The sequence below is a fragment of the Brevibacterium sp. UBA7493 genome, from assembly GCF_002479565.1.
Lineage (GTDB): Bacteria > Actinomycetota > Actinomycetes > Actinomycetales > Brevibacteriaceae > Brevibacterium > Brevibacterium luteolum.
The window spans coordinates 68,152-82,422 of sequence record NZ_DLOD01000002.1; the positions used below are offsets into that span (position 1 = coordinate 68,152).

A 14,271-nucleotide genomic window follows, 5' to 3' on the forward strand; every position below is an offset into this window, starting at 1 on the left:
GCTCGAACTCGACGGCGACTTAGCCGGCGGCTTCTATATCCAGCCGACAGTGTTCAAGGGTCAGAACTCGATGCGCATCTTCCAGGAGGAGATCTTCGGCCCCGTCGTCGCACTGACCTCGTTCAGCGACTACGACGATGCGATGTCGATCGCCAATGACACCCTCTACGGCCTCGGCGCCGGCGTGTGGAGCCGCAGCGGCAACGTCGCCTATCGCGCCGGCCGTGAGATCCAGGCCGGACGCGTGTGGGTGAACAACTACCACAACTATCCGGCGCATGCGGCCTTCGGCGGCTACAAGTCCTCGGGCATCGGCCGGGAGAACCACCTCATGATGCTCGATCACTACCAGCAGACGAAGAACATGCTCGTCAGCTACTCAGAAGACGCCCTCGGCTTCTTCTGATCCTGCCATCTGCGACGGGCCGGGCTGGAACACAGCACCTGTGCCGGCCTGCGGTCAGACCGCTCGCCGACCCGCGGTCAGAACGCTCGCCGGCCCGGCTGCCGGCCCGTCGCAGCAGCACAGTGCACGCATGTGCACGGAGATGAGGTCCGATGTCCGATGACACCACCGTCGCCGATGGAGCCGCCGCAGCGTCAGCCGATCCGGCCGTGCTCGACTCCGCGCCGACGATCGAGGGGGAGACCCGTTCACGGGTCGCCCTGACAGAGGCGGCCGTCGAGCTGCTCCAGCAGCTCATCGACCAGCACGGGGACCTGATGTTCCACCAGTCCGGCGGCTGCTGTGACGGGTCGACGCCGATGTGCTTCCCGGCCGGAGAGTTCCTCACCTCGGATGCCGACGTTCTGCTGGGCCGGTTCGAGATCCCACGACCGGCTGGCACCACCTCGGAGCTGGAGTTCTGGATGTCAGCCGAGCAGTTCAGCTACTGGAAGCACACACATCTGACCGTCGATGTCGTGCCCGGGCGCGGCGCCGGATTCAGCGTCGAGACGCCGACCGGCAAGCGGTTCCTCATCCGCTCGACCCTGATGGACGCCGACGAGAGCTGACCGCACCGCCGGGACACGACTGGGGGCCAAGAGAGTGAATCTCCTGGCCCCCAGTCAGCTGCCCGCCGGTGCGCCCGCCAGCCCGCGCGCCTGCCCGCCCGCTCGGTGCTGCGCTCACGCTCAGTCGAGTGCGGAGAGCTCCTGCCACTCATCCCAGTCGTAGACCCAATCGGAGACGTCTGAGGACTCCTTCGACAGGGACACCGAGGAGCCTTTGACGATGACCGGGTCGCCGTAGATCGCCGAGTCGTAGTACTCCTTGGCCCGCTCATTGGTGAGGTTGATGCAGCCGTGCGAGACGTTCGCCGAGCCCTGTGAGCCGGCCGACCACGGTGCACCGTGGATGAACTCGCCGTTGTTGTGGATGCGCACCGCCCAGCGCACTGGCGTCGAATACCCCCAGCGCTCCGAGGTCATCGTGTAGTTCGCCGCTTTCGACATGACGATATGGGTGCCGTTGAACGAGGGTGAGCGTGCCGCGCCGAGCGAGGCGGGGTAGTCCATGATCGTCTCATCTCCGCGGGTGACGATCATCCGGTGCGTCTTGGCATCGGCGGTCGTGGTCTGTTCACGGCCGATCGAGAAGTCCAGCGAGACGTCCTTCTCACCGAAGCGCGTCTGCGAGAACGGCACGTCCTCCAGGGCCATTGTCACCTTGACCTTCGAGTGCTCCGGCCAGAACTCCTTGGGCCGGTAGTGCACCCGCGAGATCCCGTCGGTGTCGTACAGCCAGCCCCACGAGCCCTCGACCTCGCGCTCCTTACCGTCCTCGTCGGTGACCTCGACGGACAGCCGATGTTCGATGTCATCGCGGTAGGACTCCGGCACGGTCGCGCCGATGTTCACGATGATCGGGGCGGCCACGCCGACCTCCTGGTCATCGCCGATGACGGTGAAGATCCGCGCCGAGCGGCCCTGCGGTTCGGTCGTCGTGATCGTCCCGGAAGCCTCATGCGTGGCACCGTCCGGGGTGACGGTCGTCGCCGTCCACTCGTAGTCGGCGTTGCCGGCCAGCCCGTAGCTGGAGACCCAGCGGGTGCCCTGGCCCTCGGCATCGTCGCCGCTGGGGGTGCCGCCTTCGTTGGGAGTGCTGCCGCCGTTGGTCGTGCTGTCGCCGCTGGGGGCGCCGCCCTCGCTGGGAGTTGCGTCTGCGCCTGCGGCGCCGCCGCCGACGTTGGCGCTCTCAGTCTCCGTCGCCGAGGCGGTGGCCGGCTCGCTCGGATCGGTTCCCTGGGTTCCGGAGTCGAAGGTGCCGTCGACGCTCACCTCAGGGTGGTCGGCATCGGTGACGGTGACCTCGGTGAATTCGCCGCCGGACACGGTCAGCGCGAAATGCCCGCTGGGGTCGAGTTCGATGCTCGCACCATCAGCGTCGGCTGCACCGGTGGTGCTGTCTGCCTCCGGTGTGCCGCTGGCACCTGCCGCCGAGGCGGGTGTAGCTGAGGCGTCGCCATCGTCGACGACCGAGACCGTCACCTCGGGTGCGGGATGCGGTTCCGCGCTCGGAGCCGCCGCGGATCCGCGCTCAGCATCGGGTGTCGCCGTGCAGGCGGCGAGGGCGATGGCGAGCGAGACGCTGAGGCCGGCAACGAAGGGGCGGCGACGGAGCATGAGGGACCTTTCTCATGGCAGTGGAGACGATGCACAGTCGCAGAACTGCGAGGGCAGGAATGGGAAGGCGACAGCACAAATCATAGGAACCGCGATGTAACGGCCGTGGAACAATGCGCGCTCTCAGCCTGCGGATCGCCGAGCAGATAGCGTGTGACCAGCACAAACAGTGCGGAGGGATGTTGCGCAATTGTGACAGCGCGTCAATGCGAGGACTCCCCGTGCACCCGCCAGAGCTCGCTTACCCTTGCTGCCTTCCGGCCCTGGGGGAGTTCACAAGATGACGCCACACGGGGAGCCGCATAACAGTCTAGACCAGGCAGGGACCGAACCAAAAACGCCTGAGACGACCACCGCCTCGGGCACGGGAGATGGGCTACAGCAGGGGCGTTGACAGGGGAGTGCCGCCAGCAGCACTGAGTCCACACCGCCATCGGGGGACTGTCACCAGCAGACCGCGTTCACAACCTCGCGGGGAAGTACACCTAGGAACCTGATCCGGGTGATACCGGCGGGGGAGATCACATGATACAGATTCAGACGACCATTCACGTCCCGGCCGACTCGCCGGTCGGGCGGCTGCGGCTCGGCGACAGCGCCGGGCAGTGGGACGCCGCAGTCGGGCACCGCTTCGTCGACGAGCTGTTCTCAGGCACCATCGAGGATGCGGTGCTAGCCGGCTGCCTCGTGCAGGACTATCAGTTCTTCGACGCGTTCCTCTCGATGCTCGGCGGATGTGTGGCGCACGCCGATCGGCGCGACTCCAAGCTGCGGTTCGCCGCCCAGCTCGGGATGCTCGCGGCCGATGAGGACGGATACTTCCAGCGGGCCTTCTCGCAGCTCGGCGTCGCCGAGGACGACTGGCGGAACCCGCAGCTTTCGCGCGCGGCCGCCGGGTTCCAGGCCGAGATGTACGATGCGGTCGCACAGGCCGAGTACGCAGACCTGCTCGTCATGCTCGTCATCGCCGAGTGGCTCTACCTCGACTGGGGTGAGCGCGATGCTCCGCTGCCCGAACATTATGTGCACTCCGAATGGATCGAGCTGCATCGCGGGGAGGCGTTCAGCTCGTGGTGCCAGTTCCTCGTCGATGAGCTCAACCGCGTATGGCCGGCCGCCGAGGCCGCAGGGCGAGCCGCGGAGCTCACCGCCCGCTGGGAGCGCACGGTCGCCCTGGAACTCGACTTCTTCGACGTCACCTACGACAGTCGCGACAGCTGACCGGCACGAGGGCCGCGTCGACTGAGCCGGTGACGTGTGTCGGGGAGGTCTCGCCGACCGTGCCAGCGAAGCGAGCGGGCGGGCTGGGGATAACTTCCAGCCCGCCCGTTCGTGATCAGAGGTCGTTCAGCCTGCGCGGTTCAGGCGTTGCGGTCGGTGGCACCCGGCTGCAGACCGGCGTCCTCCTGCTTGTCCTTCTCCGGGGCCTTCTCTCCGCCCTTCTTCTTGTCCGTCTTCTCGTCCTTCTTCTCCTTCTTCGGCGGGTCCTTCTTCACCGGTCCGCCGTTCTTCTGGATCTCGGCGATGTCCTTGCGCATCTGCGGCAGCTTCCCGTAGAGCGCATCGCCTGGGCAGTCGGTCTGACCGAGGTCCCGGTGACCGGAGACGACGTTGATCTTCGTTCCCTTGAGCGTGGTCTTGCCGCCGGCATCGACACCGGAGAGCGCGAGCTTCCAGGCGATCGCATGATCGACCGCATCCAGGGTGGCCTGCGGGGGCGCGGACGTGCCGTAGCTGCCGATGACCGAGATGCCGAAGCTGCCCTGGTTGTAGCCGACCACGTGCGCGCCGACCGGGTTCTTCTTCAGCCCGCCGCCGCGGCCCTCCCACAGGCGGCCGTACTTATCGGCGAGCATGTTGTAGCCGATGTCATCCCAGCCGCGGCCCTGCTGGTGGTAGTGCTGGATGCCGCGCAGGATCGCCGGAACGTCCTCGGCCGTGTAGTCATTCGACCCGCCGGTGTGGTGAACGACCGCGGCCTGCACCTTCGCAGTCGTATCCGGATCCGACTTCGGCTTCGCGGCACCCCACGCCTTGCGGTGCTCGATCTTCGGAGCCTTCACACCGCTGTCCTTGGCGATGGTCTGGGCCGCCGCGGCACCGGGTGCGTAGGCCATCGTCGCAGCCGTGCCTGAGGCGGCAGGCGCCTGGTCTGCGGCGCTGTCGGCAGCGCCCTCGGTCACCGGGGTGTTGAACTCAACGGCGGTCTCATCGCCGCTCCAGCGCTTCGGGTCGATGCTGAGGATCCGAGCGTCGTGCGGGGTGGCGTCGCCGAGGATGCGCAGCTGCGCGGCATCCATCCCGGCCAGCGAGTACGGTTCGGTGCCCGCGGCGCCGGGCTGCTCGGGGTCGTTGTCGGAGTCGAGACCCGACCAGGCACTCCACTGACTGCCGGTGCGGGTGCGGATCTCGACCTCGGCGTCCTCCGCCCCGCTCCACACGACCCCGACGATGCCGGGAGCGTCATCGGCCGGCTTGACGACATCCGATAGGGCGGCGATCGTGCGCCCGTCCTCGGTGATGTCAGAGGCCGAGCCGTGGATCGTATCCGTCAGTGAGCCGTCGTCCGGCGCCGAGGTGTCGGCCTGGCTGGCAGGGTAGGCGAGCGGCTGTGCCAGGGCGGCGGTTCCGCTGGTCTCGGGTGCCGGTGCGCGCAGCAGGGAGGGCAAGAACGAGAGGTGATCCGCGCTCTGCTGGGCGGTCGCGGATTCGGCTGCCGCTGAGCGGTCGCGGGCGCCGGGGATCCCGATGCCGGAGTCGCTGATCTCGGCGAGGTCGATTTCGTTCATCTCAGGCTGCGGATCCGCGCCGAAAGCGGCGGACGGAGCGAGCCCGAGTCCGGTCAGCAAGCTGGCGGCGACCGCAGTCGCAGCCGCAGAAGCGATATAGCGCATGTATGCCTTTCAGGGAAGGGGAAGACAGGCATTTCGGCGGCGCCGACGCTGGCTGCGCAGGACTCGCCGTGTGCCACTATGGCACGCATTCACCCAGATGTCTCGGGTTGAGGTGCAGTCGTTGCCGAATCGAGTTCTTCGAGCTCTGCGACGGGAATCGTGCTGTGAGGGCCGGTGAGCGTGCTGGCGGCAGTGGCCCGGTTGGCCAGGTGTGCTGCCGGCTGCGCGGGCGCGATTTCGCTTAACGTTCGGATTCCGGTAAGATACTCTGCGGAGGATTCGCCTAGCGGCCTATGGCGCACGCCTGGAACGCGTGTTGGGTTAACGCCCTCAGGGGTTCAAATCCCCTATCCTCCGCGCGAGATGAAGGCCCCTGACCAGGGAAAACGTGGTCAGGGGCCTTCGTCGTTTGCGGGAGGGCACGTCAGGGTTGGAAATCATGGGTTAATGGGGTTAATGCGGGTTAATGCTCAAAATGTGTGTATGGGTTCGGCGTGTCAGTGGTGTCTGCCGGCCCATCCTTGTTGGATTCCGATGCCGTCTTCGTAGCTGAAAGCGGCTTCGTCGTCATCCTGCACCGACGGCATCGTCTGGTGGAAGTCGGCAACGACATCGGCGCTGTCAGTGAAGAACCGCAGCAGCACATGCTCCTCGCCGTCGGGATACATCTTGGTCGGAGCCGGTCGCCCACAGTCCACGGCTACCAGCGATCCTTCCAGGGGCCGAACAGGCCATCGTCCGGGAGGTCCTCAATGAGCCGGCTCCACTCGTCCAACGGTGTGCCGGGGGCGAACTCCTTCCTCTCGCTGCAGGCGCCGTGCCCCATCACCGACTCAACCGCGGCACCGCCCGCTCAACCGCAGATATGGAATCTGCCTTCGGGCCCGTGCCCCCATCGTCTTTCTGCGCCGAGCTCGTGGCCTCGTCAGTCACGAGCTGTTCGCCGCTGTCAGACGTGTCCTTTCCGGCTGTGCCCTCGGCGGCAGGGCTGGAAGTGGATTCGGCCGGTGGCTGCGAGCTGCTGCCGCGACCAGCCAGCAGCACAAGTGACGTGCGGAGTGCGGCGGAGAGGGCAGGAGATGTGCCAGGGCGCATAGCGGAGCCCTTCTGGGCATGCAGAGTTCGAGGTGCGACGTTCACATCGGTCCTATGGCACTCGGTATGTGCACTGCCGACTGCGGAGGCATCCCGCATCTGCCTCGCTGCAGTGTCTTCAATGTCGAACCCGCGATCCGATGCTGGGCAAGCTGTCGAAGACCGAAACCAGCCGTCGTGGGTGTCATCTTCACCTTGTCCCGGAGCAGGCACTGCCACCCCAGGCGCAGCCACCCCAGGCCCCGCCGCTCCAGGCACCGCCACCCCGGCAGTGGGCCCGAGGCGGCGGCTGGCGGTCACTTCCGGCGCGGCTTGAACGACGTGGAGCACTTCCACGTCGTCTTGCCCTTTGTGGCGGTGACGGTGACCTTGACCGTACGGTTCGGGGTCGCGCCCGAGATGTAGTACTTCAGGCTCGCCTTGCCCTTCGTCGAAGCGGTCGCCCGCTTCTTCGTCTTCGTCGTCTTGTAGTGCGCGACGGTTTCGACCTTGGCCTTCGAGCCGACCTTCGAGACCTCGACCCAGGTGTTCGAGTACTGGCGCGGCTGGCTGATCGACATCTTCGCGGAGCAGGACTTCGGCGCGGCCGCAGCAGGTGCGACATCGGTGAAGACGGAGCCGGAGATGAGAGCGAGCGCGGCAAGTCCGGCAGCCAGTGAGCGGCGAGCCGAGGCGGTGGCAGAACGGCGGGTGAAAACAGCAGCAGTCATGGCAGATCCTTGGAAGAGATGAAAATGAGAAGAAGTTGGCACTGCCTGCGCATTCGGTAGGTCAAGACATCATCAGCTGTTTCGTTCCGCAGTGCCGGTGATATGGAGCATCATACGCCCACCGGGGTATCGGCAGAGAATCGGGTCGCACGCGTCTGTCTGCCTGCCCGCCTCACCGTGGCCCCTTGACGGCACCGAACGTCTGTACGCTGAGTGCAGATGCCACAGAGTGACGGAAGCAGGCGACGATGAAGCACCCTCTGAGCGGACGCACTGTTCTCATCACCGGCAGCGGCAGCGGCATCGGCCGGCTGCTCGCCGAGGGTGCCGCCGCCCGCGGCGCCCGGGTGGTGATCTGGGATCTTTCGCCCACCTCGGGTGCGGCTGTCTGCGCCTCGATCCGGTCCCGAGGCGGTGCGGCGACCTCCTTCGCCGTCGACGTCACCGACCGGGAGGCAGTCGCCTCCGCAGCGGAGGAGACCGGCCCGGTCGATGTGCTCGTCAACAACGCCGGAATCGTCACCGGCAAGCGGCTGCTCGACGCTGCCGATGAGGAGATCGAGCGCACCTTCGCCGTCAACACCCTCGCCCTGTACTGGGTGACCCGAGCGTTCCTGTCGGGCATGACCGCCCGACGCTCCGGGCTGGTGGTGACGATCTCGAGTGCGGCAGGCCTGGTCGGGGTGGCGAAGCAGACCGACTACTCGGCCAGCAAGTTCGCCGCCGTCGGATTCGCCGAATCGCTGCGCGTCGAACTGGCCAAGGACGACACCGGTGTCGACTCCTTCGTCGTGTGCCCGTACTACATCGACACCGGCATGTTCGCCGGCGTCAAGACGACGTTCCCGCGGCTGCTGCCGATCCTCAGCCCGGACTATGCCGCCGGCCGGACCCTCGACGCGATCGAATCCGGGCGCATCCAGCTCATCATGCCCCGGTTCGTGCGCACCCTGCCGCTCGTGCGGATGCTGCCGGTCGCCTGGTTCGACCAGATCATGAACGCCCTGGGCGTCAACAACACTATGGATGCCTTCACCGGCCGCCGGCAGCCGGCAGAGCCCCAAACCGCAACGGTGGATCGGCAGGTCTGAGATGAGCTACCAGCCCTACCCGCCGCGCCCGCCGCGTCGGCCCGGACCACCGCCTCCATCCGGAGCGGGACAGCCGCTGCCACCCGGAAACCGGCAGCCTCCGGGACACCGGCCACCCCACGGCGGCCCCGGCCACCCGCCCCAGCAGGCCGGGCCCGGGGCGCCGCCACCGCCTCGGCGCCGGACAGACGGACCGCGAGTCGCGCACCCGCGACCGGATATGACACCAGGCTCAAAGCCTGCCGACCGGCGGCCGCCGCGCTGGACCTCCGACGTCGGCCGCTGCGTGGGGATGGCGATCGTGTGGCTCGTCATCGGCACTGCGTTCGTCATCGGCGTGCACTTCAGGCTCGTGCGCCACAACAACCTCACGACCATTGACAGCACGGAGGTCTTTGCGGCGATGTGGCTGGGACTTCTCGGCATGTTGGTGCCGTTGGCGTTCATCGGAGAGAAGCGCGTCGATCGCGGAGTGCGCTTCGACGGGCTCGTCTCGATGTTCACCATCAGCTCCATCCTCGTTGCGCTCATGGGACTCATCGCCACGGTCGCCTGGAAACCGATCATCGGCTCCGAAGCCGTGCCCGGCAGCGTGCTCGACGAGCTCTTCTCCACCCCAGCAGCTGCGCTCATCAGCTTCCTCTTCCTGCTCACGGCGACCGCCGTCGCGATCGCCGCAGCCATCCCGCTGGCGGCTGATGCGTTTCCGCGCTGGGTGAGCGCCGGGGTCGGTCTGCCGGTGTGGATCATCGCCGGCATCGCCAGCGGGTTCGCGGCGATCTTCGTCTTCGGCGGCCCGCCGACACTGCTGCGGCTGGTGCTGTGGTTCCTCGCCGCCGTCGTGAGTCTGACGGTCATGTGCCTCGTGCTCGTGCTGGTGCAGCGCTGGCGGGTCAGGCACGGCATGATGCCGGCTGAGGCACCGAGGGGCTGAAACTCTGCTGCGCTGAGTCTCTGAGACGCTGCGTCGGCGACTGCGGGCAGCGCCTATTGTGTGACTATGACGCACACCACAGATCGCTTTCCCGCCGCTGAGCTCACCGACCTGCCCGCCGACATCCGTACCCGCATCGAAGAGGTCGGTCAGCAGACCGGCTTCGTGCCCAACGTCTTCGTCCACCTCGCGCGCCGGCCTGCGGAGTTCCGCGCGTTCTTCGCCTACTACGACGCGCTCATGGAGAAGGACACCGGCAACCTCACCAAGGCCGATCGGGAGATGATCATCACGGTCACCTCGGCGGCTAACAAGTGCCTGTACTGTGTGGTCGCCCACGGGGCGGTGCTGCGGATCTTCGAGAAGGACTCCCACATCGCCGATCAGGTCGCCCTGAACTACCGGCACGCCGACATCCCCGCCAGGCAGAAGGCGATGCTCGACTTCGCAATGAAGGTCCAGCAGACCCCGTGGCTCATCTGCGATGACGACTTCGCGACCCTGGCCGCCCACGGGTTCGACGACGAAGACGCCTGGGACATCACCGCCATCACCGGGTTCTTCGGACTGTCGAACCGGATGGCCACTGTCACCGGGATGACCCCAAACCCGGAGTTCTACCTCATGGGCCGCATCCCGCGCGACAAACGGTGACACCTCAGTCGGCCGGTGACACCTCAGTCGGCGCCGCCCCGGTCTGTGACGGCCCTGTCGGTGACATCCCAGCACCCGCCGAGTCCTGAACAGACATCGCGCACCCGTTCTTCACGCTCCCGCAAGCAGCGCCGGGCGCGGCACATGCGGGTGGGCAGGGCCCAATCACGCAGAACGAATATGATGCCTCGCCGGCTGAGGGCCCTGCGCGTGGGGTGCCGCACCGGCTGCGGCAGCCGGTGCGACGAGCGTGCGGGCCTGCACCCAGGTGAAGGCGGCGAGCACACAGAACAGCACCGCATCGAGGGCGATGTAGACCAGATGCACGGCACTTCCCGGGGCGCCGGTGCCGTTCAAGACCGCTTCGGTGCGGGCGTTGAGCAGCGGGCGGACGATGGCGACCTTGATGAGCAGGATGCCGGTGATCGTCGCGAGCAGCGTCCAGGCCGGGCGGACCTGCCGGCTCATGACGACGGCTGCGATGAGCATGATCGCGAGCACGCCTTCGACGCTGTTCATCGCGGTGAAGACGAGCCGCCCGATGCCCAGTCCCAGCGGGATCGTGATCCCCGGCGCCTGGAACTTCAGGGGTGCCTCGATGAGGTCGATGGCGATGATGAGGCCCAGCCAGATCGCAGGGATGATGAGCCGGGCGGTCAGGGCAGCAAAGCGCATGACGGCAGTCTACGCCCAGCCGGCGCCACTGCCGTCAGTTGACCAGCATGTTCAACCGATGATCCCAAAACGGTAGCCGGCGTCCTGATAGTGCTTGATGATCGCCGGCAGCGCCTTGGTCGTCAGCTGCTTGTTCTTCGCATCGTGCATGAGCACGACCTCGACGTTCGGGTTCTGCTCAGCGTCCCGGCGCTGGGCCAGCCGATCGAGCTGACCGGCGACGTCGTGGGGTCTGCGGCTGGCCGGTTCGGCATCGCCGTTGACGGTTGACCAGTCGACCCACGTCGCGCCCCGGTCGGCGAGTGCCGCATCGGCGGCTTGCATGTTCTTCCACGACATGTGCCCGCCGGGATACCGGTAGGCCGTCGAAGCGTAGTCCTCACCGAGCACCCCGCGCACGGCCTTGACCGCACGGTCGTAGTCTCGGCCGATCTGCCCGGCGGCGGCCTGCTTGCCGGGGTACAGCCGCTTGTAGTCATGCGAGTGCGAATGGATCGCCACCGCGCTGCCCTGGTCGATGACCTCTCGCACGATCGGCGCTGTGGAGTTGTTGATCTGCTTGCCCACTTGGAAGAACGTCGCATGCACGTCGTGGTCGCTCAACACCTTCAGGTTCTTCGTCGTCTGCTCCGTCGGCCCGTCATCGAAGGTGAGGAACACGATCTTCTCATCCGGGTACCCCTTCGCTTCGCTGCCCTCGTGCAGCCACCGGCTGACGTCCGCAGCAGGGTAGGCGTAGTCCTCGGCGGCGGCCGCATAGGCCTTGCCCGGTGCCACGCCCGAGGCGGCAGGCGCCTTTTCGCCCAGCTCGCCGGGCGGCCGGGTCGGGGTCTCCTGCGGGGCGGTGAGCTCAGGTTGTCGGCTCGTGTCCGGCTGCTTGTCACCGGCGTCGCCGAGGCGGGCCTCCGGTTCGGTCTCCGGCCTGGACTCGCGGCGTTCGGCAGTGGAGTGGGAGGCCGGCTCGGCTTGGTGGGTCTCGGCGTATCCGGCTGCGACGGTGCGTGCCGAGTGTGTGTCGTGCAGCAGGGTGTGGGCGGCGGCCGGGGCGACGGTCAGGGCGCCGAGCCCGACAGTGGTGCAGGCAGCCAGAGTCGCCAGTCGCTGACGCGAAGTCATGGGGGAAGTCCTTCCGCGGTTGCGTTCTTCTCCGCATTCAACTCCCGATTCGCCCCGAATGCGAGGACCCAGGCCGGTCATGCCGCGACTTTCTCATCTCGGCTCCAGCCGCGCGGCGGTGGGATGCCCTCCGATGTGCAGGGACCTGGGCGGGTTCATCGGGGTTTCACCGCGGTGTCACGAGATTGCCACACGGGTGCGCCGTTCGATCACCTGAGCGCGTGATGGGGCAGGGTACATTGGCTCCCAACTGCCCATCCTGTGCCCGCCCGGCATCGCTGCCGGCAGGCCACGACTGAGACGAAGGACATCCGATGAGATTGCCCACTCGCATCGCAGCCGCACTCGCCGCGTGCGCTCTGACGCTGAGCATCCCGACCGTCGGCTCCGCTGCCACCACCGTCGACCGCGCCGCGGACGCGACCGCTGCCGAGTCGGCCACCGCCTCGGGCGCGGACACTCCAGCGGCTGGTCCGCTTGCAGATCCCGCCACCGCCGGCGGTTCGACTGCAGGCAGCAGCGGCGGCAGTCAGCCGATCATGCTCATCATCGACGGTTCGGGCTCGATGAAGGCCGCCGACGTCGACGACAAAGGCACCACCCGGTTGGATGCTGCGAAGGATGCGGCCAAAGACGTCATCGACAACCTCAACGACAGCGCCCAGGTCGGCCTGACCGCCTACGGCATGAACACCGGCAGCTCTGATGCAGAGAAGGCCGCCGGCTGCAAGGACATCGAGGTGCTCTCCGCAGTCGAGCCGATCGACCGCGACGGGTTGAAGAAGCAGGTCGACTCGATCAAGGCCTCCGGCTACACACCGATCGGCGAAGCACTGAAAAAGGCCGCCGAAGAGCTGCCTGGCGAGGGCTCCGGCGGCATCGTGCTGCTGTCCGATGGTGAGGACACCTGCGCTCCACCGCCGCCGTGCGACGTGGCCAAGGAGCTCGTCGAAGACGGCGTCGACCTCAAGATCCACACTGTCGGCCTGCGCGTCGACGAGAACGCCCGCAAGGAGCTCACCTGCATCGCCGATGAGACGCAGGGCACCTACGCTGATGCCGAGGACACCAAGAGCCTGCAGGCCTCGATGCAGGCCGCTGCGCGGGCCGCACTGACCGGCTACGAGGCCCAGGGCACCCCGATCACCGGTGGTGAGGACCGCGCGTCCGCCGTCGACATCCAGCCCGGCCAGTACCTCGACAGCCTGCCCTCGGCCACCGGCAAGATCACCGAGTCGACCGGCATGCGCAGCTACAGGTTCCACCTCGACGAGGGCGAGCGCGGCCTGCTCTCAGCGACGATGGTCCAGCCGTGGTCGGATTCCGGACGGGTGGATCATGACGCGGTGAACCTGGTCGTCAGCGCTGCGGAGGAGGAGAGCTGCAGGCGCAGCGACACGACGCTGGCCAATGCGATGAACCTCGGCGATCTGCCGCCGAGCGCCTTCATCGACACCGGTGCGATCGGCCCGGACAACGCCCGCGTCGAAGGGTCTGATTGCTTCACCGAGGCCGGGGACTACATCGTCACCGTCGAGCGCACCGGCGGCAGCGACCAGACGAAGGACACTCCGTTCCCGCTTGAGCTCAACCTCGTCGTCCAGCCCGGAACCGATCCCGATGACTTCCCGGAGCCTGCGACCGGCCCGGAGCAGCTCGACTTCCTGCCCGCACCCGGTGATCAGGCGAGCCCGCTCGGCGGCGGCACCTCCTTCGGCACCGCCCCGGAGCTCAAGGACCCGGTGGTGACCTCGAGCATCAACGTCGGCGAGGTGCAGTATTTCAAGGTGCCGGTCAAGTACGGCCAGCAGATCCGCGTACGCGCCGACTTCGAAGTCCCCGGCAAGGACAAGGCGGTGACGGGCAACCCGAATCTGTGGATCCTCAATCCGCTGCGCCAGGAGGTCACCTCGGTGCGTCCCGGTGAACCCGGTGCACACGACTTCGACAACCAGGAGGACATCTTCGGCGACGAGGGCCACGCCTATACCGGCAGCCGGCAGGCCACGGTGCTGGCGCTCAACTCCGCGGTGCCGGTCAACCCGCGCAACCTCGACGGCGAAGATGACCCGAAGTTCAAGACCTCACCGGTGAGCTTCGATGGGTTCTACTACTTCGCCTTCAGCTACTCCGACCTCCACGGCGAGTCCTTCGGCACACCGGGGGAGTACACGCTGAGCTGGGATGTCGTCGGCGACCCGACCGACGGCCCGGGGGCTGAAGGTGCAGGGGATGCCGGTGATGACGGCGACGATCAGGCTGCTGGCGGCCAGTCGGTGTTGATGAGTGCACTCAAATGGGGCGGCATCGCCCTCGGCGCGATCGTGCTCATCGGCGCGGTGCTCGTCACGATCCTGCTGCTGCGCACCCGTCGCGCACGCATCGGCGGCTGACATGAACTGTGCCGAACCGCCTCGGGGCCGGATGATCCGCGCCCGAGGCGGTTCCTGCGTTCCGCCCGCTGGTGCGGTGGC

Annotated in this window: 13 protein-coding genes, 1 tRNA gene and 1 other RNA gene; 8 read left to right on the forward strand and 7 right to left on the reverse strand. The window is 67.1% G+C overall.

The window, feature by feature from the left end:
• Together B4E96_RS00645 and B4E96_RS00650 are read left to right on the forward strand one after the other, a co-directional pair.
• Positions 1 to 406, forward strand: a 406-nt coding sequence (locus B4E96_RS00645) for an aldehyde dehydrogenase family protein (RefSeq protein WP_286955968.1), incomplete at its 5' end; no start/stop codon positions are given.
• Positions 407 to 558: 152 nt separating this feature from the next.
• The gene (locus B4E96_RS00650; RefSeq protein ID WP_102161127.1) at positions 559 to 1,017 is read left to right on the forward strand and encodes a DUF779 domain-containing protein; all 459 of its coding nucleotides are present in this window, start codon (positions 559 to 561) and stop codon (positions 1,015 to 1,017) included.
• A 120-nt stretch (positions 1,018 to 1,137) separates the two neighbouring features.
• Here the strand turns inward: B4E96_RS00650 and B4E96_RS00655 are convergent, their stop codons facing one another.
• Complete coding sequence (locus tag B4E96_RS00655; protein WP_286955970.1) at positions 1,138 to 2,628, reverse strand: Ig-like domain-containing protein; 1,491 nt, start codon at positions 2,626 to 2,628, stop codon at positions 1,138 to 1,140.
• 207 nt (positions 2,629 to 2,835) lie between these two features.
• Positions 2,836 to 2,931: signal recognition particle sRNA small type (gene ffs / locus B4E96_RS00660), an RNA gene on the reverse strand.
• Positions 2,932 to 3,153: 222 nt separating this feature from the next.
• On the opposite strand from ffs, the gene B4E96_RS00665 reads away from it, so the two are divergent.
• On the forward strand, positions 3,154 to 3,849 hold the full coding sequence (locus B4E96_RS00665; RefSeq protein WP_286955973.1) for a TenA family protein: 696 nt from the start codon (positions 3,154 to 3,156) through the stop codon (positions 3,847 to 3,849).
• Positions 3,850 to 3,989: 140 nt separating this feature from the next.
• On the opposite strand, the gene B4E96_RS00670 is transcribed toward B4E96_RS00665, so the two are convergent.
• The gene (locus tag B4E96_RS00670; protein WP_286955976.1) at positions 3,990 to 5,522 is read right to left on the reverse strand and encodes a peptidoglycan recognition protein family protein; all 1,533 of its coding nucleotides are present in this window, start codon (positions 5,520 to 5,522) and stop codon (positions 3,990 to 3,992) included.
• Positions 5,523 to 5,794: 272 nt separating this feature from the next.
• Between B4E96_RS00670 and B4E96_RS00675 the strand changes: the two genes are divergently transcribed.
• Positions 5,795 to 5,879 (forward strand) — tRNA-Ser (locus B4E96_RS00675).
• 140 nt (positions 5,880 to 6,019) lie between these two features.
• On the opposite strand, the gene B4E96_RS00680 is transcribed toward B4E96_RS00675, so the two are convergent.
• Both B4E96_RS00680 and B4E96_RS00685 read right to left on the reverse strand, forming a co-directional pair.
• Positions 6,020 to 6,220, reverse strand: a complete 201-nt coding sequence (locus B4E96_RS00680) for a hypothetical protein (protein WP_286955978.1) — start codon at positions 6,218 to 6,220, stop codon at positions 6,020 to 6,022.
• 693 nt (positions 6,221 to 6,913) lie between these two features.
• Positions 6,914 to 7,327 carry a hypothetical protein gene (locus tag B4E96_RS00685; RefSeq protein ID WP_180964701.1) on the reverse strand — a complete coding sequence of 138 codons (414 nt, stop codon included), beginning with the start codon at positions 7,325 to 7,327 and terminating at the stop codon, positions 6,914 to 6,916.
• A 248-nt stretch (positions 7,328 to 7,575) separates the two neighbouring features.
• Here B4E96_RS00685 and B4E96_RS00690 point away from each other — a divergent pair, with 248 nt between their 5' ends.
• From B4E96_RS00690 to B4E96_RS00700, 3 genes are all read left to right on the forward strand, one after another.
• A complete protein-coding gene (locus B4E96_RS00690; RefSeq protein ID WP_286955981.1) occupies positions 7,576 to 8,418 on the forward strand; it encodes an SDR family oxidoreductase in 843 nt (280 codons plus the stop codon).
• A 220-nt stretch (positions 8,419 to 8,638) separates the two neighbouring features.
• Positions 8,639 to 9,352, forward strand: coding sequence for a hypothetical protein (locus B4E96_RS00695; RefSeq protein ID WP_286955982.1), 714 nt, complete (start codon positions 8,639 to 8,641; stop codon positions 9,350 to 9,352).
• 66 nt (positions 9,353 to 9,418) lie between these two features.
• Positions 9,419 to 10,006, forward strand: coding sequence for a peroxidase-related enzyme (locus tag B4E96_RS00700; protein WP_102161141.1), 588 nt, complete (start codon positions 9,419 to 9,421; stop codon positions 10,004 to 10,006).
• A gap of 165 nt (positions 10,007 to 10,171) precedes the next feature.
• Here B4E96_RS00700 and B4E96_RS00705 read toward each other — a convergent pair whose 3' ends face one another.
• Both B4E96_RS00705 and B4E96_RS00710 read right to left on the reverse strand, forming a co-directional pair.
• The gene (locus tag B4E96_RS00705) at positions 10,172 to 10,681 is read right to left on the reverse strand and encodes a hypothetical protein (protein ID WP_286955983.1); all 510 of its coding nucleotides are present in this window, start codon (positions 10,679 to 10,681) and stop codon (positions 10,172 to 10,174) included.
• Positions 10,682 to 10,732: 51 nt separating this feature from the next.
• Complete coding sequence (locus B4E96_RS00710) at positions 10,733 to 11,797, reverse strand: polysaccharide deacetylase family protein (RefSeq protein ID WP_286955985.1); 1,065 nt, start codon at positions 11,795 to 11,797, stop codon at positions 10,733 to 10,735.
• 314 nt (positions 11,798 to 12,111) lie between these two features.
• Here B4E96_RS00710 and B4E96_RS00715 point away from each other — a divergent pair, with 314 nt between their 5' ends.
• The gene (locus B4E96_RS00715; RefSeq protein ID WP_286955986.1) at positions 12,112 to 14,190 is read left to right on the forward strand and encodes a vWA domain-containing protein; all 2,079 of its coding nucleotides are present in this window, start codon (positions 12,112 to 12,114) and stop codon (positions 14,188 to 14,190) included.
• Positions 14,191 to 14,271 lie beyond the last annotated feature (81 nt).

Excerpts from the sequence above, each read along its gene's own strand:
- B4E96_RS00690 (WP_286955981.1), top strand. The coding sequence starts at position 7,576 with ATGAAGCACCCTCTGAGCGGACGCACTGTTCTCATCACCGGCAGCGGC.
- B4E96_RS00710 (WP_286955985.1), bottom strand. The coding sequence starts at position 11,797 with ATGACTTCGCGTCAGCGACTGGCGACTCTGGCTGCCTGCACCACTGTC.
- B4E96_RS00700 (WP_102161141.1), top strand. The coding sequence starts at position 9,419 with ATGACGCACACCACAGATCGCTTTCCCGCCGCTGAGCTCACCGACCTG.
- B4E96_RS00650 (WP_102161127.1), top strand. The coding sequence starts at position 559 with ATGTCCGATGACACCACCGTCGCCGATGGAGCCGCCGCAGCGTCAGCC.
- B4E96_RS00695 (WP_286955982.1), top strand. The coding sequence starts at position 8,639 with ATGACACCAGGCTCAAAGCCTGCCGACCGGCGGCCGCCGCGCTGGACC.
- B4E96_RS00665 (WP_286955973.1), top strand. The coding sequence starts at position 3,154 with ATGATACAGATTCAGACGACCATTCACGTCCCGGCCGACTCGCCGGTC.
- B4E96_RS00705 (WP_286955983.1), bottom strand. The coding sequence starts at position 10,681 with ATGCGCTTTGCTGCCCTGACCGCCCGGCTCATCATCCCTGCGATCTGG.
- B4E96_RS00685 (WP_180964701.1), bottom strand. The coding sequence starts at position 7,327 with ATGACTGCTGCTGTTTTCACCCGCCGTTCTGCCACCGCCTCGGCTCGC.
- B4E96_RS00715 (WP_286955986.1), top strand. The coding sequence starts at position 12,112 with ATGAGATTGCCCACTCGCATCGCAGCCGCACTCGCCGCGTGCGCTCTG.
- B4E96_RS00655 (WP_286955970.1), bottom strand. The coding sequence starts at position 2,628 with ATGCTCCGTCGCCGCCCCTTCGTTGCCGGCCTCAGCGTCTCGCTCGCC.
- B4E96_RS00670 (WP_286955976.1), bottom strand. The coding sequence starts at position 5,522 with ATGCGCTATATCGCTTCTGCGGCTGCGACTGCGGTCGCCGCCAGCTTG.